Annotated in this window: 13 protein-coding genes; 9 read left to right on the forward strand and 4 right to left on the reverse strand. The window is 56.6% G+C overall.

The window, feature by feature from the left end:
• The 4 genes from AC6T8Q_RS16760 to AC6T8Q_RS16775 all read left to right on the forward strand — a co-directional run.
• Nucleotides 1–1,733: transketolase-like TK C-terminal-containing protein (locus tag AC6T8Q_RS16760; protein ID WP_500680181.1), on the forward strand; the 1,733-nt coding region annotated here is incomplete at its 5' end.
• Nucleotides 1,734–1,905: 172 nt separating this feature from the next.
• Entirely contained in the window at nt 1,906–3,357 is a 1,452-nt protein-coding gene (locus AC6T8Q_RS16765) for a 2-oxo acid dehydrogenase subunit E2 (protein WP_500680182.1), read from the forward strand.
• Nucleotides 3,358–3,967: 610 nt separating this feature from the next.
• A complete protein-coding gene (locus AC6T8Q_RS16770; protein ID WP_500680183.1) occupies nt 3,968–6,232 on the forward strand; it encodes a glutamine synthetase III family protein in 2,265 nt (754 codons plus the stop codon).
• Between the two features lie 112 nt (nt 6,233–6,344).
• Nucleotides 6,345–7,412, forward strand: a complete 1,068-nt coding sequence (locus AC6T8Q_RS16775) for a potassium channel family protein (protein ID WP_500680184.1) — start codon at nt 6,345–6,347, stop codon at nt 7,410–7,412.
• A gap of 4 nt (nt 7,413–7,416) precedes the next feature.
• Here the strand turns inward: AC6T8Q_RS16775 and AC6T8Q_RS16780 are convergent, their stop codons facing one another.
• From AC6T8Q_RS16780 to AC6T8Q_RS16795, 4 genes are all read right to left on the reverse strand, one after another.
• On the reverse strand, nt 7,417–8,376 hold the full coding sequence (locus tag AC6T8Q_RS16780) for an alpha/beta hydrolase (RefSeq protein ID WP_500680185.1): 960 nt from the start codon (nt 8,374–8,376) through the stop codon (nt 7,417–7,419).
• Between the two features lie 135 nt (nt 8,377–8,511).
• Nucleotides 8,512–9,306 (reverse strand): hypothetical protein, encoded by a 795-nt coding sequence (locus tag AC6T8Q_RS16785; protein WP_500680186.1) that lies wholly within the window; start codon nt 9,304–9,306, stop codon nt 8,512–8,514.
• 132 nt (nt 9,307–9,438) lie between these two features.
• The gene (locus AC6T8Q_RS16790; RefSeq protein WP_500680187.1) at nt 9,439–10,524 is read right to left on the reverse strand and encodes a site-2 protease family protein; all 1,086 of its coding nucleotides are present in this window, start codon (nt 10,522–10,524) and stop codon (nt 9,439–9,441) included.
• A gap of 87 nt (nt 10,525–10,611) precedes the next feature.
• Nucleotides 10,612–12,237, reverse strand: a complete 1,626-nt coding sequence (locus AC6T8Q_RS16795) for an HDOD domain-containing protein (RefSeq protein WP_500680188.1) — start codon at nt 12,235–12,237, stop codon at nt 10,612–10,614.
• A gap of 253 nt (nt 12,238–12,490) precedes the next feature.
• Between AC6T8Q_RS16795 and AC6T8Q_RS16800 the strand changes: the two genes are divergently transcribed.
• The 5 genes from AC6T8Q_RS16800 to AC6T8Q_RS16820 all read left to right on the forward strand — a co-directional run bounded on the left by AC6T8Q_RS16800 (nt 12,491) and on the right by AC6T8Q_RS16820 (nt 21,474).
• Complete coding sequence (locus AC6T8Q_RS16800) at nt 12,491–15,427, forward strand: YCF48-related protein (RefSeq protein WP_500680189.1); 2,937 nt, start codon at nt 12,491–12,493, stop codon at nt 15,425–15,427.
• A 191-nt stretch (nt 15,428–15,618) separates the two neighbouring features.
• Nucleotides 15,619–16,020 (forward strand): BlaI/MecI/CopY family transcriptional regulator, encoded by a 402-nt coding sequence (locus tag AC6T8Q_RS16805; RefSeq protein ID WP_500680190.1) that lies wholly within the window; start codon nt 15,619–15,621, stop codon nt 16,018–16,020.
• 11 nt (nt 16,021–16,031) lie between these two features.
• Nucleotides 16,032–19,616, forward strand: a complete 3,585-nt coding sequence (locus AC6T8Q_RS16810; RefSeq protein WP_500680191.1) for a M56 family metallopeptidase — start codon at nt 16,032–16,034, stop codon at nt 19,614–19,616.
• Between the two features lie 176 nt (nt 19,617–19,792).
• A complete protein-coding gene (locus tag AC6T8Q_RS16815) occupies nt 19,793–20,830 on the forward strand; it encodes a hypothetical protein (RefSeq protein WP_500680192.1) in 1,038 nt (345 codons plus the stop codon).
• 146 nt (nt 20,831–20,976) lie between these two features.
• The gene (locus tag AC6T8Q_RS16820) at nt 20,977–21,474 is read left to right on the forward strand and encodes a SixA phosphatase family protein (RefSeq protein ID WP_500680193.1); all 498 of its coding nucleotides are present in this window, start codon (nt 20,977–20,979) and stop codon (nt 21,472–21,474) included.
• The last annotated feature ends 143 nt before the right edge of the window (nt 21,475–21,617 follow it).

Here is a 21,617-nt window from a genome sequence, read left to right on the forward strand (position 1 = left end):
TGATGGAAGTCGTCGATGGCCAGTATCAAAAGTATGTGGTCTCCGGCGGCGATTTCATCCGCGAAGACTTCTTCGGCAAATATCCCGAGTTACTTGAACTCGTGAAGAACTACTCCGACGACAAGCTCCGCAAGATGCGCCGAGGGGGACACGACCCCGAGAAGGTATTCGCCGCGTATCAAAAGGCTTGCCAACGCAACGGCAAGCCGACCGTCGTGATCGCCAAAACGATCAAAGGCTATGGCCTTGGTGAAGGGGGCGAAGGCCGCAACGTCACGCACAATAAAAAGAAGCTCAACGAAGAAGAGCTGCGCGAATTCCGCACACGGTTTGGGATTCCCATTTCCGACGAGCGCGTGGCCGAGGCACCGTTCTACAAGCCGCCCGCCGACAGCCCGGAAATGAAGTATCTGCGCGAGCGCCGGGAAGCGCTGGGTGGTTTCGCGCCGATGCGGAATTCCAATCCCGTGAAGCTGGAAGTGCCGCGTTTGGCCGACTACGAAAAGACGATGGCCAAGCTCGTCAGTGCTGGTCCCGGCAAGGAATTTTCAACCACCAACGGATTCGTCCGTCTGCTGGGTGATCTGTTGCGCGACAAGAAAATCGGCAAATACATCGTGCCGATCGTCCCCGACGAATCGCGGACCTTCGGCATGGAAGGTTTGTTCCGCCAGATCGGCATTTACTCGCATCATGGCCAGCTTTATCAGCCGGTCGATTCGGATCAGCTCGCTTTCTACAAGGAAGCCAAAGACGGCCAACTCCTCGAAGAAGGCATCACCGAAGCGGGCAGCATGTCGTCGTTCAACGCGGCGGGCACGGCTTATTCGTCGCATGGGGTGAACATGATCCCCATGTTCATTTACTACTCGATGTTCGGCTTCCAACGGATCGGCGATCTGATTTGGGCCGCGGCTGACATGCGGGCCAAGGGCTTCCTGCTGGGTGGCACGGCGGGCCGCACCACACTCAACGGCGAAGGTCTGCAACATCAAGACGGGCACAGCTTGGTGAACGCGATGGCGTTTCCGACTGTCCGTGCTTATGACCCCGCATTCGCTTACGAGACGGCCGTTATTATTTTCGACGGTCTCAAGCGGATGTACGAAGACAACGAGCAGGCGATCTATTACATCACGCTCGAAAACGAAAATTACATGATGCCCGAGATGCCCGCCGGTTGCGAGGAAGGCATCATCCGCGGCATGTACAAGGTCAAGAGTGTTGATGCTAAGGGATCTCGGGTGCAGTTGTTTGGTAGTGGAGCAATCCTCCGCGAAACCCTGCGAGCCGCCGACATCCTGGCCGAGAAATATGACGTGGCCAGCGACGTGTGGAGCATCACCAGCTATACGCAACTGCGGCGCGATGCCCAGGAGTGCGAACGGTGGAACATGCTCAACCCCGAGAAGGCGCCGAGAAAGTCGTACATCGAAGAACAACTGGCCGGCGTGGAAGGCCCCGTGATTGCGTCGAGCGATTACATGCGGATCCTCGCCGAGCAAGTGAGCGCGTGGGTCCCCGGCGGATTGTTCGCACTCGGAACCGACGGCATGGGCCGCAGCGAATCGCGCGAAGCGTTGCGTCGGCATTTTGAAGTCGACGCCGAGTGCGTGGTGCTGGCGACGCTCACGCAGTTGGCCAAGCGCGGCAAGTTCGAGCAGGCCAAATTGGCCGGCGTCGTGAAAGAGTTGAACATCAACCCCGACAAACCCTCGGCGTTGTACGCGTAGTAAAAATTTGCACCACGGAGACACAGAGGACACGGAGAAATAGCAACCACGTATAACACGAATCTTACGAATCAATTCATTCGTGCTATTCGTCAGATTCGTGGTTAAGTCTCCTCTCTGTGCCCTCCGTGTCTCCGTGGTTAATAACTGATTTAAGAATTAAAGACAAACTATGGCGACACAAATCACACTTCCCAACTTGGGCGAAAATATCGAATCGGGCGACGTGCTTTCGATTCTAGTTTCTGAAGGCGACACGATCAAAGCCGATCAGGACATCATCGAAGTCGAAACCGACAAGGCGACGATGCCGATCCCCAGCCCGCAGGCGGGTAAGGTCGTGAAGGTGCTCGTCTCCGAGGGAGACACAATCAAAATCGGCGCGGCGATCCTTGAGATCGAAGCCGGCAGCAATGGCACCGCTGCCCCTGCCAAAGAAAAACCGGCCGCGAAGGAAAAGGCTGCCGAGCCCAAGGCTGCTGAACCTAAGAAGGAGGAGGCTCCCAAGGCAAAGAGCGCACCGAAAAAGAAACCCGCCGACGAAGAAGATATTCCCCCGCCCCCGGGCGAAGATGAAGTCGCCGTCGTCGAGGATGAAGACGACGAAGCGGAAGATGAAGTTGAAGCCGAACAGCCCGCGGCGAAAAAGTCGAGCGCTGCGGCACCGAAAACAAGCGCACCCGCTAAATCGAGCGCGTCGAGTGAGGAAGCTGGTGATGGCCAATCAGCAGCGGCGGCTGGTCCTGCCGTGCGGCGACTGGCCCGCGAGTTGGGTGTTGATCTCCGTCGCGTGCGGCCATCAAGTGGTAGCCGCCTCAGCGAGGAAGATGTGCGTGCCCACGTTCGCGCGAACAATCAGCAAGCGGCTTCGCAAGCACCCAAGGGCGTAACGCCTCCGGGTTCGCTCGATTCCGATAACCACGGCGCGGTGCGGCGTGAAAAGATGTCGCGCCTGCGGCAAACGATCGCCCGCAACATGCTGAATTCGTACACCACGATTCCGCAGCTCACGAATTTCGACGACGTCGACGTGACCGAACTCGAGCGGATTCGCAACGACAGCAAGGCCGATTACGACACCCAGGGCGTGAAGCTCACGGCAATGCCGTTCTTGGTGAAAGCCGTGGCTACGGCGTTGCGTCAGCATCCGATCGTCAATGCTTCGATCAGCGATTCGGGCGACGAGATCATCTACAAGGAATATGTGAACATCGGCATCGCAGTCGACACCGAGCGCGGGTTGATCGTGCCCGTGTTGCGTGACGCGGATCGCAAGAGCATTCCGCAGATCGCGCGGGAACTCGCCGAGATGGCCGACGCCGCGCGTTCGGGCAACTTCAAGGTTGAAGACCTGCGCGGCGGGACGTTTACCATCAGTAACCTCGGCGCAGTGGGGGGAACTTATTCCACGCCGATCATTAATCCCCCCGAAGTAGCTATTCTGCTCGCTGGCCGCAGCCGGATTCTGCCACAGTATATTAATGACCAATTGCAACCGCGGTTGATAATGCCACTGTCGATCAGCTACGACCATCGCATCGTCGACGGCGCCGCGGCGGCACGCTTCCTGAACGACGTAAAGCGTTACCTAGCAAATCCCGGTCGCCTGCTGCTGGCACCGTAAGGCAAAGCACGGCTCTTAGTTCCACAATAGCCGGGGTGCTACGCACGCCGTGTTGCAAAACACGATTTCGGCCTGCGTAGCAGCCCGGCTATTTATCTCTTCACGCCACGGCACACGCTTTGCCTTAGACGAAATCGCAACGCATTAGCATTCTTTGATTCTGCCACTCGAGGCGTTTCTTGATTTCGTTCCTTACCACTCCACTACTGGTCCGGCGAAGCTTGTTTTTCGTGATTTTCTGCCGCGTATTGTCATTTGCTGAGCGGAGATGCCTTCTCGGCGCGAAACCTTTCGCAGGTTTCTGCGGGTGGCTCTCTAGGCTGGTGGATGTCTATTCCCAGCGCAGAGCGTGCCTAGTTAAGGCGCATTGCTTGGCGCACCACGCGACGCAGTCACACTGAGAAACACTTTTCCCCGAGGCCCCATTTTGCCAAGTCGCCAGCATTTGGTTGGTCCTGACCAGCCGTTTTCTGTTTGATCACGAATAGACGAGCATGGAGCTCGCTCGTCCTGAGGCGCCACGGTTGGCACAGACAGGCTGGGTCCCCTGCCCCATGGCAGGGTCCCCAGTCTTTCCAAGACAATCCAAAACCTTAGGAAAGGGTGTGCCATGAGCACCATGAGTTACAGTGATTCGTCGTCGACCGAAACTCGCAAGTTTGGCGCGGCAGCCGGCGGCGGAGGGGCCTCGTACACAGGGTTAAGCCCACGCATGGCCGCCATCTCAGCGGTCACGAACTATCAACCGCTCTCGCCTCCTTTGGATTTCACCAAGACCCCCGCACAGCAACTGTTTGCGACCAACGTGTTCAGCAAGTCGGTCATGAAAGATCGCTTGCCAAAACCGATCTTCAAGTCGGTCATGAAAACCATCGAAGCGGGCGAGAAGCTCGATCCCGAAATTGCAGACATTGTCGCCGCCGCGATGAAGGATTGGGCCATCGAAAAAGGCGCCACGGCCTATGCCCACGTGTTCTATCCCCTGACCGGACTCACGGCCGAGAAGCACGACAGTTTTCTCTCGCCCGACGGCAACGGCGGCGCGGTCACCGAGTTTTCAGGCAAGCAGCTGATTCAAGGCGAGCCCGACGGTTCGAGCTTCCCCTCGGGCGGTATCCGCGCGACGTTTGAAGCCCGCGGCTATACGATCTGGGACGTCACGAGCCCTGCCTACATTCTCGAAAATCCCAACGGCACGACGCTCTGCATCCCCACCGCCTTCGTGTCGTGGACCGGCGAAGCGCTTGATAAAAAGACGCCCCTCTTGCGTTCGATGCAGGCGCTCAACGGACAGGCTCAGCGGATTCTGAAAATCTTCGGCCACGAAGACGGAGCATTCGTCGCCTCGACGGCGGGTCCCGAGCAAGAATATTTTTTGGTGGATCGGCATTTCTATTTTGCTCGCCCTGACTTATTCACCGCCGGTCGTACGCTGTTTGGTGCGACTCCTCCCAAGGGTCAAGAGTTCGAAGATCATTACTTCGGCGCCATTCCCGAACGCGTGTTGGCCTTCATGCTTGAAGCCGAACGCGAATTGTTCAAGCTGGGCATTCCCGTCAAGACCCGCCACAACGAAGTGGCCCCGGGCCAGTACGAGATCGCCCCCGTGTTCGAATCGGCGAACTTGGCCAACGATCACCAACAACTTGTGATGATCACGCTCAAGCGCGTGGCCGAAAAGTACGGCATGGCGTGCTTAACTCACGAAAAGCCCTTCGCGGGCGTCAACGGTTCGGGCAAGCACGTCAACTGGTCGCTCGGTAGTGCCACGCAGGGCAACTTGCTTGATCCGGGTGAGACCCCGCATGAAAACGCCCAATTCCTCGTGTTCTGCGCCGCGGTCATGCGAGCCGTCTATCTGAATCAAGGTTTGCTGCGAGCCTCAGTGGCCACCGCGGGTAACGACCATCGTCTCGGTGCGAATGAAGCCCCGCCAGCAATTATTTCGGTGTTCTTGGGCGATCAACTCGCCGACGTGTTCCAGCAAATCAAGGCCGGCGGCGCGAAGTCGTCCCTCGCCAAGGGAACGCTCACCGTGGGCGTCGACGTGTTGCCGCCGCTCCCCAAGGATGCCGGTGACCGCAACCGCACGAGCCCGTTTGCCTTTACGGGCAATCGCTTCGAGTTCCGTGCCGTGGGCTCGAACCAATCGATTGCCGGACCGTTGGTGGTGATGAATACGATTGTGGCCGAATCGCTCGACTTCTGTGCGACGAAGTTGGAAAAGGCCATTGGTGGCGACCCCGCGAAATTGAACGAAGCCGTGCAAACCTTGCTGACCGAGTTAATGGCCGAATGTGAACCGATCATCTTCAACGGCGACGGTTACTCGGCCGCTTGGCATGAAGAAGCCCATAAGCGTGGCTTGTTGAATCTCAAGACCACGACCGACGCCCTGCCAGAACTTGATGGCCCTGGCGTGAAAGAATTGTTCTCGAAGTACAACGTTCTTTCCGAGCGGGAACTCGAAAGTCGGCTCGACATCTATCTGGAGCAATACTGCAAAACCGTCTCGGTCGAAGCCAAGCTCACGGTCGAAATGGCCAAGACGCTGATCTTCCCCGCGGCCGTGCGTTATCAAACTCAACTGGCCTCGGCGTGTGCCAACTTGGCCGCGGTCGGCATTGAATTCGATATGGACACGCTCGAAAAGATCACTGAAATGGTCAAAGGCCTACAGGACAGCACGGCCTCGCTGGAAAAGATTCTCGCAGATCCCAACGAAGGAAGTGTCCTGGAGCATGCTCGTTACTATTGCGAGGAAGTCCTCCCCGCGATGGCCGAGGTGCGGAAATACGCCGACTTGCTGGAAGGTTGGGTGGCCGACGATTTGTGGCCACTGCCAACCTATCAAGAGATGCTGTTCATCAAATAGCGTCAGTGTGTCGACGTTCCGATCAGAACAATGTCGGTTACGAGTTTCCCTCCCGGCGTGTCGGCGAGGGAAACTTGAAACCGTTCGGAGTCACCGTCCGCGGTGAGACAGCGTGTCACCACCCTTTCGGCGACTGGTAATCGGAACGTCTTTCTTTGCGCTGACCTGTTTGCTGGCCACGTTGGGATACATGCTCGCCGGCTGGAACGCGATGGACGCCATCTATATGGTCGTCATCACGATCTTCGGCGTCGGCTATGGCGAAGTGAATCCTATCGTCTCACCGCAACTACGCGTGATGACGATCATGTTGATCGTGTTCGGCTACGGCTCGGCTATTTACACAGGGGGAGGTCTCGTGCAGATGCTACTCGAAGGGGAACTCAATCGGGCTCTCACCAATCGCCGGATGACCAAAGGAATTGAGGAACTGCGCGACCACGCGATCATCTGTGGCTTCGGCCGTGCGGGAAGTATCTTGGCCAAAGAGCTTCATACGGCGGGCATGCCCTTCGTGGTCGTCGATCAAGACGAAGCCAAGCTTGCTCAGGCCGAACAGCTCAAATATCTGATTTTGCAAGGCAATGCGAGCGAGGATGACACGCTGTTGCATGCCGGGGTGCAACAGGCCCGCGTGCTGGCCACGGTTGTGCCCGACGACGCAGCCAACGTGTTTATCACGCTCACGGCACGGGTGCTCAATCCGAACATCGAAATCATTGCCCGGGCGGAGAACCCGGCCACGGAGTCCAAGCTGCTGCGCAGTGGCGCCACGCGCGTCGTGCTTCCCGCCGCGATTGGCGGCAAGCGGATGGCGCAGCTGATCACTCATCCGAAAAGCGAAGACCTCCTTGCCGATCCTCAGAAACACGAACAACTGCAACACGAGTTGTCGCTGATCGGTCTGCAAATGTACGAAATTAAAGTGGCGCCCGGCGGCGAAATCGATGGCCGCCAAGTGAGCGAGATTGTCTCTGCCAAAGATCACAAATTCTTGATCGTGGCGGTGCAATCTCACGCCGGCGACATGGTGATCGATCCCCCTTTGGAGCACACCGTTAAGGCGGGAGACGTGTTATTCGTGCTCTCACGCGGGGAGTACTTTCCCATGCTGACGGCCACCACCAAGCAATGCTACGAAATGCACTACCGTGGTGCGAAGATGATGGTCAACGGTTGAGCAATCACTGCGGTTCATGAAAGCTGCGCTCGACTTTGTCCTCGGGGTCGGTCGATGCGCCGTGGTCCCGCCATAGCCAGCGCATCATCTCGGGCAAGATCGCCCCGCCCTGCTGCGAGCCGTGGTTACCGATGCCCCAGGTGTAGGTCATGTCGTAATCTTTCTCTTCCAAGGCATGGGCCATACGGTTGTTCTGAAGGAACCAATCCCACTCGGGATCATACTTACCATCGCGCATGCCACGATTGTCGTTACGGCCGCTTTGCAGAAAGATGCGAATCGGTTTCTTCTCGCTCGCACGGATGATATCGGGATATTTGTGCCCGCCGCGGATGTTGGTGTAGCTGCCGACGATGGAAAGCACCTTGCTGAACTGATCGGGCCGCTGCCAAGCGACCGTAAACGCTGCGATCGCGCCGGAACTCACGCCGCCGATGCCGTGATCCTTGGCATCGGGCGAGATATTGTATTTTTCTTTTAACACGGGGAGGAGCTCGTCGATGATCACGCGAGCGTAGCGATCATCGAGCGAGTTGTATTCCTCGGGTCGGTTGGTGTGCTTATCGCCCCAGTCATTCATCGTCGGCTCGGGTTGCTCGGGCGTGCGACCCGGATTAATAAACACGGCGATCATCACGGGAATCTCGCGGCGATAAATGAGATTGTCGAGCACGTGCCGGGCGCGCAAAGGCCCATCTTCATTCACAAACGCCTGACCATCCTGAAAGATCATCAAGCTCGCTGGCGTCTGGGGATCGTACTTAGCAGGCACATAAGCCCAATAGGTGTGCTGCGTGCCGGGAAAGACTTTCGACGGCAACACGAACGGCCCCGTGAGCTCGCCTTGCGGCACGCCTTCATGAGGGCGCGAATCGGGACCGAGTTTATAGTACTTGTCGGGGTCTTGGGCGTGAGCGACAAACCCAACACAACACAGACACACAAACAGAAAAACCCGTCGCATTGCTGACTCCAGAAAAGGAACAAAGACTTAGCCGTGATTCTAAGTCAGCGAGAATGCCAGCGAAAGCGGGGTTGCGGCAGTGGCTTTTGAAACCACGAATCAAACGAATTGCACGAATAAATAAAATGCTCTGCGTTACCGAGCATCGGGCAACTTTCCTTCGAGTGCTTGATCGAGAGCCTTTGCCAATTTGTCATGAAAATCCGCATCGGCTTCAACCGTTTTGTATTTCTCCGCGGCGCTTTCTGCTTCATCCTTGCGATCGTTAATCACAAGCAGCGCCACCAAAGTTGAAGCATCCTCGATAAACCGTTTGTCACGATACTCCTTCATCATTTCAGCGTGCTTAGCATCAATTCTGTGGCTGCGCTCAAGCTTATAAATCTCAAGATCACGAGTCACTTTCTTTTCTGGTTTGATATATTTACCACAAAGATCGAACTCTTTAGCACTAATCAGTGACTCTTCGGCCAAACCGTAGAGTCTTTCCGCCACCTCAGGATTACGTTCATCGACTTGCTTGAATACTTCAACAGTATCTAAATCATTCTGCAATTCGCGATTCAGAGCCCTGAGATCCGCAAAATCTTCCCAAGAACTCTTGTATTCTAAATTTGCAAGAAATCTGTCTCTCGTCGCGATGCGTACGCTTTTCAATTTTTCCATGGCAGGAGGATAGACGTCTGCTAGCCGATGCCAATCAGCAAGTGCAAATGAAAGCCGCACCGCTGACATCGACGGTTCTAATTCATTGGCATTCTCATGAAACCAAATATGCTTCGCGAGGGCATTTTCGTATTTCCCATCTCTCGCGTCCTCACTTGCTTCATTGAGTATCGCCTGAACATCCGGCTTCTCCGGTGGAACCCACTCATCGGCAAAAGCGCTCATGGCAAACAGTCCAACAATAAGAGAAGCAACGAGTTTCATAAGAATCCCGATGAAAATGTCTTGGTAGTCTACCCCAACGCACTATCATCTTACAGCGAATGGAATCGGGCAACAATTATGCGTCGAAGGCACGAATCATGGCCTATTCGTCGAATTCGTGGTTAACCCAACTTACATCCGGAATCCCTGAATCGGAAAACACAGCACCGGAATTGTGAGCGATGCCAGGCCGATCGCCCAGCGGATGGGGCCGAGTTCGACTTTGTCGTTGGCCGTGGGGGGATGGTGGATTCCCATGAAGATCACCAACACCAGCATCGGGGTCCACATCACCGCTTGATTGAGATTGGCCACGACATAAAAAATGGCCACGCAGACAAACCACTTGGCGAGCGTGTGGGCCCTGTCGAGAAACAGGGCGTAGATCGTGTGCCCGCCGTCGAGTTGGCTGATCGGCATCATGTTCAGGCCGGTGATGAGCATGCCCACCCAACCCGCCATGAAGTAGGGATTGAGCTGCGAGATGCCGATCCACTCGCGGTTAATCCATTGGGGATGAGCTTCTTGGTGGACCAGCTTGAGCATCCACTGGCCGAGGGGGGGCATATAGAGTTGGAACTCGCCGTTCTGGGGAAGGCGCGTGAGATCGAGTTCGTGGATCCCCCACCAGAAAACGGGGATCGCCACAACGAGCCCCGCCAACGGTCCGGCAATGCCGATATCGAATATCTGACGGCGATCGGCGCGCATGCCGTCCATGCCAATGACCGCACCCATTGTGCCGATGGCATTGAACGGCACGGGAATGCAGAGCGGGTAGCTCGCTGGGATGTGGTATCTCACCGTTTGCAGGAAGTGGCCCATCTCGTGCGTGAGCAGAATCGCTAGCACCGCGGCCATATATTGCACGCCGTTGAGCCAGTTCGCTTCGATGATGCGACCCATGGCGGCATAAGTGCCGAGGAAGCGCGGCTCCAGCGGCTCCCAATTGGTCACGCCGACCCAAAACGTCGACGCACACGTGGCGAGAAACAACAGGATTGGCAACAGTGTGCGGCGCTGCGGACGAAAATGCAGGTCCGAAACTGTCAGCTCGGGCAAATGCGACACCGCCGGATCGTTGAACGCATCCTCAATGTCGAGTTGCGGAGGCACCGAGCGATCAAACTCTTGAGAAGTGCCCACCCGTTGCGGAGTACCCGTCGCGGGCGGAACTGCGGGAGTCTGTGTTTCAGTCGTGGGGGCCTCTGCTTCCATCGAAGAATCTTACCGGAGTCGCTTGCCTGAGCCTAGGGCGGGCCAATCCTGCCTGGCTACCAGGAGTTCGCAGAAAGCTCGCTGATCTTAGTAAATTTCGAGACTTTTTACGACGCTCGTCTCGCTGGCCTTGGCCGCCGACAGGCAGCGTAGGGCCGTGCTGAGCAAATCTAACGGCTGGAAATTCTTCGAAGGGAGCGTCACCGATGCGACACCCGCGCTGACGACCCCCTGCACCGGGTGCCCTGCTTCCATGAGCCGTTCCAGCGAAGCTTCGACATTGCGAATCAAGGTATGGGCCAAATCGATGGCGTCTTGTCGGTCGCAAGTCGGCAGAACCATCGTTCTTTGCAAAGAGGCACTACGTTCTGTGAGCGTATTGGTGGGTAACTCCGCACGGCAGGCAGCCTCGAGCAGCGGGGTCACCAAATTTTCTTGCTCTTCAAGCGTGGGGCCACTGACTTCCAGCATCAAAACACTCAGCGGCTGCCGACGAGTACGGCACGTGCCCGCAATCAACGTTATCCAATGAACGAATTGATTCTTCCACGGCTGGATCGCCAAGCGTTTGACGACCGGCTTGAGAGTTTGTTTTAACGAAGTGGGTTGTAGTGCGGGAAGAGCTTCCGGTGAGTTCGGCGCTCGATTGAGAAAACTATCCATCGCTGCTCGCAATTGCACGGCCTCTTGCAGCAACGATTCGGTGGTATGCAGCCCATCAGTGGGTTTGTTCGAATGCGCACCAAATGCTGTTTCGGTGAGTTCCGACATCTCCTCGTGGGCCGCGATCAACACGTCGACAAAGTCGAGGGCATGACAAACGTCCAGCGACAAGATTTCCGCCAGATGCCCCACCTTGGGTTGCAAGCTCACGATCAATTCATGCAACTCGGCCTTGGTGAGATCGCAATATTCTTCGCCCGCTTCCAACAAGTCGGGCAACACGCTGAGGCGATGCTGGCCGACAAGCTCTCCCGTTAGATTGGCCATATGCAGGACACGCGCGAGCGGGCTATTGAGTCGATGCTCTTTGGCGAGAGTGCGGGGATCATGCTGGCCGGCAATCGCTTCGACCAGCGGCCGAGGCATGTTCCATTCTTTGAGCATCGCCGCGGTAAGTTGGATGTGATCAAAACCGAAAGCGTCGGTTTCGATCTGTCGGAGGTCAGCGCCAGTTTCGGTGGCCCGAATCAGCATCACGGCATAAGAAGCGCCCAATTGCTTGGCGAATACTAGAATGCCAAGGCCTTGCAGCAGCCCTGCCAAAAAGGCTTCGTCGCCGGGGGTATCAAAAAGCTGTTCGCTGATTTCACGTGCCGCTACGGCACGGGCGAGCGTGGTCGTCCAATACCATTTGAGCGGTTCGCGACCGATGTTGGCAAACAAGTTGTCGGGCAAACTAAAGCCCAACACCAAAATCTTGAGCGGCTTGATGCCCAGCAATGCGATCGCTTGATTGAGATCACTCACCTCACCCGGCAAACCAAACAGCGAACTGTTCACAACTCGCAAAACTTTGGCCGTCAGCGCGGGGTCGCGCAGTATGCATTCTTTGATCGCTTGGGGGGTGACGCTCGTATCGCTTGTTAATTGAAGGACTTCCGCCGCGACCGAGGGGAGCGTGTACAACAACTTCGCCCGAGCGACCATTTCCTCCATCGCTGGCGTGGCGTGTTGTCCTTCGAGGGGTGAAAGCCCGGTGGCGGTGAGCATGGCGGGGAGACTCGCGGGAGGGAGACAGCGCGAGCCTGAACTCGCGGCGGAGGGATTAAGGAAATATAGGTCATGTTTACTCTGCGAAACGCCCCGCTAGCACAGCCGTTACAAACTGAAAAATACGCAGTGGGCGGCATGCCCTTGTACTCGTTTGCATCTGAAACACGCACCCTCTCTCGGGATGACACATTCCCCAGAAATCCTTTACAATCGACGCCTCTCGAATCCGCTGAAGCCATGGAAGGCCTAGATGGAACGTTGGTCCATTCTGTTGTGTTGTGTGCTGGGGGCGTGCTGGCCCAATATGGAGCTTCGCGCACAAAGCGAATCTCCCGCGCCGGTCACTCAAACCGCCGCTCAAGCACAACTCGCCCCACGGATCGAAGATGCGGCACTCCACGATGTGGCTTTCGTGGATCGCGAACAGGGTTGGGCCGTCGGCGAGCATGGCACGATCTGGCACACGACCGATGGCGGCCAGAATTGGCTTCCTCAAAATTCTTCCGTGAATGTTGATCTCCACGGCGTTTGGTTTGCCAGTCGCGATTTGGGTTGGGCCGTGGGGGGCACGACGAAACCTTATCTCTGGACGAGCCAAGCCACGGTCTTGCGAACGACCGACGGCGGGCAAACTTGGGAAACGCAATTAGCGCTCTTGCCGGCACTTGAGCGCGTGAAGTTTTTTGATGAGCAGCGTGGTGTCGCCTGGGGACGTGGCTCGGGGGGCGATCCGCTCGGAGTGTTTGCGTCCGACGACGGAGGACTCAATTGGCGCAACTTGGCGGTCGGCCCAACGTCGGCTTGGTGGGGTGGCGATTTTCTCAATCAGCACACCGGCGTGGTCGTTGGTTCCGCAGGTCAAGCCGCGCGAATCACCGCCGGCGATGCGATTCCGCTCAATCTCAATGGCAAAGATCGCAACATCCGTGCGGTGAAGCTGGAACCCAACGGCACGGGTTGGCTGGTCGGAGATCGCGGCCTGATCATGCGGACCAGCGATGGGGGCGTGACTTGGATTCCCAATGAAGTCTTGCCCAGTGATATCGCGGATGCCGTCAACTGGCAGGCCATCGCCACGCATGGCAGCCATGTGTGGATCGTCGGCAAGCCGGGTACGGTCATATTGCATTCACCTGATGCCGGCCAAACGTGGCAAGGTCACGCCACGGGCCAACACACGCCACTCCGCGATGTCACGTTCGTTGACGAAACGCATGGCTGGGCCGTCGGCGAGATGGGAACAATTCTCGCCACCAGCGACGGCGGGCAGACATGGCAAACACAACGCCGCGGCGGTGAACGTGCCGCGGTGTTGATGATCGTGCGTGATGAAAGTCAGATTCCAATCGCCACGCTCGCCAAATTGGCCAACAGCGACGGCTATCGGACGGTCGTTCATATTGTCGGATCACGAACAGGAAGAACCGATCCTGCCGCGGAAGCTCGCCTGCAAGCGGCCATCACCGCGCTGGGAGGCACCGCCGTCACACGCTCGTCATCCGAACGCACAAAAGATGAATTGCTAATCGATTTGGTGCGCGAACTGCGATTATGGCGGCCTGATGTGGTCATCGTTCCGGATGAAACTTTAGAAGATTCATCGATTGAAACCGCCATTACCAAAGCCGCGGACGAGACCGAGTATCCCGAACTTGCGCAGCAACTCGCACTCGGCTCCTGGCAAGTCAAGCGCGTGTTCACATTATTAGCGGGTACGGAACGCGGAACTCATCGCGTGCAATCCGCTGCAGTTATTCCGCTCACAGGGCAATCGCTCGCCGATCTGGCCACGGTTGCGAGAAGTTGGTTGCGATCTGATTTCGAGCCACTTCCCGAAACCGAGGAATTCCTGCTGAAGGCCAGCTACGACGGAGAGCCCATGCAATCGGTCGAAGACTTGGCTGCGGGGCTTGATATCGCACCGGGAAGTGATTGCCGTCGGCCATTGGCAACTTCGGACACGCCGTTCGATCCGCAAGTGCAACGTCGGCTCGCCGAAAAACGGCGGAACGTCGGCAGCATCATGCGCATGAGCGCCGGCAACCCTGCGCTGCTGGGTCAAGTCGGACAAATGATCGGCGATCTCGACGAAAGTGCCGCGGCAGCACTGTTGTTGGAATTGGCTACCCACTTTCAGCAAAATAATCAAATGGAGTTGGCAGTTGCTTGCCAAGAGTTGCTTACTCGCCGTTGCCCAAGCGATCCGCTCGCCGATCAAGCCCTCGTGTGGTTGGTGCAGTACTACGCGAGCAGTGAGACGGCACATGCTTATCGACCGGTCACGACTGAAGTCACGAATTCGCTCGCCAGTACTCATGAACTACCGACGGCAATAAATAACGTGCAACCTGCCACAGCTTTAATAGAAACCGACGAAGCCCCGCAATCGAGTGCGGTTGCCCAGCAGCGTTTTACCCGTGCCGCGCAAGTCGCTGAACATGTTGCTCACACGCGACCGCTGCTCTATAGCGAACCGCAAGTGCGCGTCCCCTGGGCCATCGCCGAGCGCAAGCGCGGCATTCCCGACACTGCCGAGCGTTATCTGGAATCTTTAGGTATTCGCTTTCCGGGCGAAGCGTGGCAAGCATGCGGCGAAGTCGAGCGTTGGCTGGCCGATCCCAGCAAACCTCCGCCCAAGAAGGAGCGTGTGATTTGCCGGTTCACCATCACCAAGCCACAACTCGATGGCAAGCTCGATGAACCCTTCTGGGAAAAGTCTTCGGCGCTAACGCCGTTGCATAATCAGGAGCCCTCCTCAGAGATTCGCTTGGCATGGGATGAAGAGTATCTGTACATGGCCGTACAATGCGCGAAATCTTCGCAACATGCTTATCCCACCGAACGGCGTCGAAGGACTTACGATGCCGATCTCACGGATCACGATCATGTGAGACTTTTCTTAGACGTAGACCGCGATTACACCACCTATTTTTCGCTCGCCGTCGATCATCGGGGTTGGACACACGATGCCTGTTGGCACGATGCCTCGTGGAATCCCAAATGGTTTGTTGCCGCCAGCAGCGATGAATCGCAATGGTCCGCCGAGGCGGCAATCCCTTGGAAAGAAATCACCCCAACCGCCCCGAAAGCCGGCGATGCCTGGACCGTCAGCAGCCAGCGAATCTTACCCAATGCAGCATCGCAAACTCTTGGGCCCCAAGACTTTCGGGTGCTGATCTTTAAGTAGTGCGAGTTCCTCTAGCCGGACCGTCACACGGTCCGGGATTTCTTGGCTACTCACAACACTTCCCCCCGGACCGCGTGGCGGGTCCGGCTGTTTCAAAATTCTGCTTGACACCGTCAATTCTAATTCTTTAGAATTAGCAACGCCCAGGGATGGCCATCTATGGGCGTTGGACTCTTACAAGGAACTTGCATATGCCACGGCCTGCTTCTCTCCACCCCACGGACGGCGAACTCGAAATCCTGCGGGTTCTCTGGACTGCCGGTCCGTCGTCGCTCAGCACGATCTGCGAATCGCTCCGCAGCGAACGCGACGTCGCCACGACCACCGTCGCCACGATGCTCAAGGTGATGCTCGACAAAAAGCTCGTGAAACGTGCCGGCAGCGGCCGGGGTGCCATGTGGTCAGCCGTCGTCACGCAAAAGTCCGCGGCGCGTGGCATGGTTCGCAAGCTCGTCGAAGGAGTCTTCGATGGCTCGGCGCATCGTCTGGCCGCGCACCTCGTCGAAGGGGGCCAACTCACCGGCAAGCAGTTGGCAGAACTCAAACAACTGATCGAAGCACAATCCAAAAGCAAGTCCTCTGCTCAAAAATAAAGGGCCGTGCGATGTCTTCCTTTTCTGTAAGCTCTGCATTCTGGCAACAAGCGTGGCCGCTGGTCGGCTGGACGATGCTCTGGTTCCTGGCCGCGGGAACCATTGTGCTTATCGTCGGCGCGATCTTGCGAGTTTTATTCAAGCGAGCAACCTCTCAAGTGCGTTACTTCACGTCGCTTGCCGGTTTCGCAATGCTCGCCTTGCTGCCAATCGCCATCGCAGGTTATCTCACAACAAGCCTCCCGCGTGATATAACCCGGTCGTCCCGGCCGGGATTGGATGAAACCACGAACTTCATCGAACTCAATCCCAAGTTTGAAACCAAGAATCAAAACGATTTAAAAATTCGCCCGGAAGTTAGCCGCGAGGCAAAGCGCGTCGGCGACGAGCGCTCGGCAATCACCGAAACCGCAATTCCCGGCTGGAACAACCGGGCTATGTTGAATTCAATTTTGAATGCAATTGTTGCTTATCTTCCCTGGCTCTGGCTCGTCGGCACGCCGCTGACATTTTTGTTGCTCGCCACGGGATTGATCGGGGCCGAACGCCTGCGCAAATCTTGTCAGACGCTCACCGACGGTCCGATTCTCGCCGCGTGCGAACGAGTGCGAACTCAACTCGCGATCGCGCGGCAGGTGGGAATCGCGATTTGCGACTCAGTCAGCTCACCGCTCTTAATTGGCGTCGTCAAACCGCTTATCTTGCTACCCCCCGCGGCGCTCACCGGCTGGACCACCGAGGAACTGGAAATGGTGCTGCTGCACGAACTGGCCCATGTGCGGCGGTGGGACAATGCCGTGAATCTCGTGCAGCGGATCGTCGAGTCGTTGCTCTTCTTTCATCCCGCCACGTGGATCATGAGCAACTGGGTCCGCCGCGACCGCGAAGATTGCTGCGACGCGATCGTGGTCCGCCAGACCGCGAAACCGCAAGCGTATGCGGAGTTGCTCGTCGCCCTCGCCTCGCATACGCCCGGCTTGGCCACTTCAGTGGCCATGGCGCAACATCCCATCGCGTCGCGCATCCGCAGGATTCTCAAGATCGAAGACGAACCGATGCTCATCTCGCGCAAAGGACTCACACTCGGCGTCGGCATTGTCCTAGCGACAGTCCTACTCGCGTTCGCGCTCCCCGCCAGCGAAGCCGAAGAGGCGAGCCTCCCGCGTGAGCGGGGGGAGCGTGCGAAAGTTAGCCGCGAGGCAGAGCGCGTCGCCGACGAGCGCTCGGCGGAAGAAACCACGAATCTAACGAATGGCACGAATAAAGATTTAGCCACAGAGAACACGGACGACGTCAAAGAAGATTTTCCTGGTCAAAGGATTCAGATTATCCGTCAATTCGAGATACCTTCTAAGTACCAGAACGACGAAACATGGTTACCTATTCAAGAAATACTCCTGAAAAGCAATAAGACCTTATCTCATTCACTCACGGAGGAATTACTCGCTTTACCGCTTCTAAAAGATGCTAAGCCTGATCCTAAAGTCTGGCTCCGCCAAAACCTGCATGTTTCAAAGACGAATTCCGGCAAGCGGCTAACTATAGCTATCGATGGAAGAAGGATCCATGAAAATCAACTTTCCAAGATCATCGATGCGATAGCAGACAGTTACGAAAAAGATTCTGGAAATAAAAAACAACACATTTCTATCCAAAGTACGATCGAACATAGTCGATCGAGCAGCCAGCGCCCGGAGAACACAGCGGACTTAAACGCAGAGGCCGCCGAGACAGCTAAGATCGCTGAGAATCCGTTATTCCCCACCCTCGAAGAACAACGCGCGGCGGACTTTGCTTACAAGCTGCTCGGCGTGGAGTTGGAAAAACTCAGTGAGGAAGAACTCGAGCGTGTGAAGGCCAAGGGATACCAAGGTGGATTGCGGGTAACGCAAACCAAAGCTATCGCAGAAAACCAATTGCCACGAGCTGACTCATGTCATTACGGCGATCTTCTCGTCGGTCTGCACGTCTGGCCGACGCAGTCGCTTGATCAAGTACAAGAGATTCTTCAACGTGACGACCTAGATCAGCTCTCGCCACTGAAATTTTATGTCATTCGAGGTGCACGAACTGGAGGCCGCGGTGGTGGCTTCGCAGGTGGGCCTCCAACGGGACCAGATGAATTGGTCACAGGTCGCATCGAGGTCGATCTCAATGCCTGGCGGGCGATGCGGGAATTAAACACAGCAAATCCTGTCCTCAAAATCTACGACCATGTTGTCGTCGTCGCCTATGACGCGAATGAAATGATTCGCACTGGAAAGAGAGTCGACGTTATCAACGATGCCTATACCATCAATGTGGATGGCACAGTGGACTTTGGGCCGACCTATGGAGAAGTAAACATCGCGGGCAAAACTTTCGGTGAAGCGGGGAACATTATTCAAAAACACTTGAGTAATAAGATCGCCAACTGTGCGGTCAAGGTCGCTCCGGAATCACTGGGCCTTAGTTTCGAAGCACCGCCCGAATACAAGCCTACCCCTGACCCTGGTCCTCCGCCTTCGACGACGAGGCAACCTCCTTTACCAGGAGATCGCGACGATCAATCTCCCCTCCTCTACGACGGCAAAACCTTCGACCAGTGGCGTGATCTCTGGACCACCGAACTCAAAACCGAAAAGCGCGTCGAATGCATCAAAGCCCTCGCGGCATTCGGCCGGGCGGGGCGCGGCAAGGAAGCGTCCGAAGCGATATTGGATGTAGCGGCTGAATTTGACTTCGGAAACTTTGAAGGTAGCTCTGCGCAAGACCTCAAGCAGGCGATCTCGCAAGTTCTGGCTGGTGTCGAAGGCATCGAGGGGCAGCACTGGTTGCCGCAACTCATGGAACGGCTGAAATCGGATCCTGCAAAATGGAACTCGTTCGCCGAGTGGGTGCTTAAAGATGCCCGGGGTAAGAATGTTGCCCCTTACCTCAAACAGTTAGCCCGGGATCCCAGCTTATCAGTTTATGCGCGGGCCGGGGCCATTGCCGGTTTGGCATCTCAGCAGGACATCGCCGACGATGCCGAGTCCATGACGATGGTGCGTGAAGTCCTGACCGGTGATGATGCTAAGATGATTCCCACCTTGATCAGCAACTTAAACTTCAGTCGTCTCGAGCTGTTTCCCGAACAAGCAGAGTTTCTCATTCACAAAAACGACGCGATTCGCAATGCCGCATGGGGCCAGTTCCGTCGCGGTTTCAATCCCGCGCAGGGTGTGCCCTTTCTAGAATTGTTTCTTGCTATGATCGATGATCCAACTCGGAAAGAGGATCATGCCCGTGCGATCGAGGCTATAGGATTGTTAAACAGTCGCTTCGCCAACATCGCGGAAATGCAAAAGCGTCAATCCGAGGTCGTGGACAAACTGACTCAACTACTCATTGATGGTGATGTCGAGTTACTGCCGGCAGCATTGCTAACCAGATCGAAGCTACGAGCGCAATCCGTCGAACTCCTCATCAGGAATCTAGGGGACAAAATTTCTGCAGAGCGCCGCCAGCAATTGGAAGAAGCCGCCAAGAAAGCCGAGGAACTAGAGGCTCAGCAAAACATGCCCATGGACATGCGTGGCGGTGGTATGGGTGGCGGTGGTGGTGGAATGTTTTGAACCCCGACTCTTGCCAATGCCACGAAGGGATTTATTCGTGCTATTCGCGTCGATTCGTGGTTTGTTCCGTCGCTGTCTCACTGGGTTGGCCAGAGCGCTCGTCGCCGACGCGCTTGGCCTCGCGGCTAATTTTTGGTCGCTCGCCGGAATGATCAATCGCCGATATACTGCCCCTTATGGCGTGGATGATCGGTATCGACGAAGCTGGTTACGGACCCAATCTCGGGCCGCTCGCGGTCGCGGCCAGCGCGTGGTGGGTGGATGAAGAAAAGGCGGAAGGCGGAGGGCGGAGGGCGGATTCAAATATCGCCCTGCTAGCCGCCGCCGGCAGGCAGCGGTCGACCAACACTTGTCTCTACAAACGACTCTCAAAGATCGTGTCCCGCGCAGCTTCGGAACGCAAACTGGCGATTGCCGATTCCAAGCAGCTCTATAAACCAGGACTGGGGCTAAGGCAACTCGAACGCGGGGTGTTGGTGGGCTGGCGAGCGACTGGCGAGCCGTCAGCGTCAGCGCCCGGAGTTCGCTGGAGTTGTTTAATGGCGCGACATGCGCCAGCGTTGGCGTGTTATGCCGAGTACGATTGCGATTTACCGATTGATACCACGCATGATGAAGTGGAAAAGCTCTCACACCGCTTCATTACCGCTTGCGGTTTAGCGGCCACAAAGCTCATCGACCTACGCGTGCGGCTCGTGTACCCGCGTGAGTTCAACGAGCTGACAAATCGCTTCGGCACCAAGGGCGCCGCGCTCTCGCATATTTCCATCGGCCTAGTACGCGAAGTCATGGATTCGATCTCGGATAACTCCCCCCGCTTACGCGGGAGGCTCACGCGAATCGTTTGCGATAAGCACGGCGGGCGGAACCGCTACGCGGCCCTTTTGCAGCATCACTTTCCGGAGCAATGGATCGACACGCTGGCTGAGAGTGGCCCCGCGAGTCGTTATGCTTGGGGACCGAGCGACAACCGCGTCGAAATTTGCTTTCGCGTCAAAGGAGAAGCCGAGCTGCCCGTCGCGCTCGCGTCGATGACGGCCAAGTATCATCGCGAGCTCGCCATGCGGGCGTTCAATCACTTTTGGTGTTCACGAATTCCCGAACTGCGCCCGACGGCCGGTTATCCGCTGGATGCGAAGCGATACAAAGCCGCCATTGAGCCGTTGCAGCGTGAGTTGAAAATTGGAGATGACTGCCTGTGGCGGTGGAGATAAAGAAACATGTCATTCTGAAGGAGCCTAGGCGACTGAAGAATCTACCTTTCGACATTACTCGTACTGCAAAACGGAAGATGGCTCAAACCAGATCCCTCGGGTCGCGGAACTCCCCTCGGGATGACCTCTATTGAAAGCAATTCAACATGAGCACCAAGATGATTTACATCGCCCGGCATGCTTGGGCTTATGACTATGGCGATCCGCGCTGGCCGGATGACTCGCAGCGCGAACTCGAACCCGAGGGGGTGGAGCGCTATCAAAAAATGATCGCGCTTTTGGCCGAGCGGGACTTTGCACCCGAGATCATCGCGACGAGCCCTTACGTCCGTTGCCGACAGACGGCTCAACTCATTGCCGCCAATACTCCGCTTAAACCTGAGATCGTCGATCAAACCGCACTCGAACCCGGCAGCGATTTCGAAAGCCTTGCCGAGTGGACGCGTTCCTGCGAAGCGAAGTCGGTATGTTGGGTGGGTCACGTGCCCGATGTGTCGTGGCTCACGGCGACGTTGGTGGGTGATCGCCGCGCGAATTTGCGTTTTGCCAAAGGCTCGATCGCCGCGGTCCGCATGCACGGCGAAATCGACTTCGCCCAAGGGGAACTCATGTGGCTCGCCACGGCCAAGATGCTCGGCGTGTAAGATTGGGCAATTGTGGTCAACTTGGCGAGACAGTGGTCATTCTGAGGGAGCCTCGGCGACTGAAGAATCGAGTTAGCCAAGAGCGGAAAGTCCAGAGTCTAGAGCCAGACTGTATGGCACTGGACTTTTAGCTCCCAGCTCTT

Source organism: Bythopirellula sp. (genome assembly GCF_041737835.1).
Lineage (GTDB): Bacteria > Planctomycetota > Planctomycetia > Pirellulales > Lacipirellulaceae > Bythopirellula.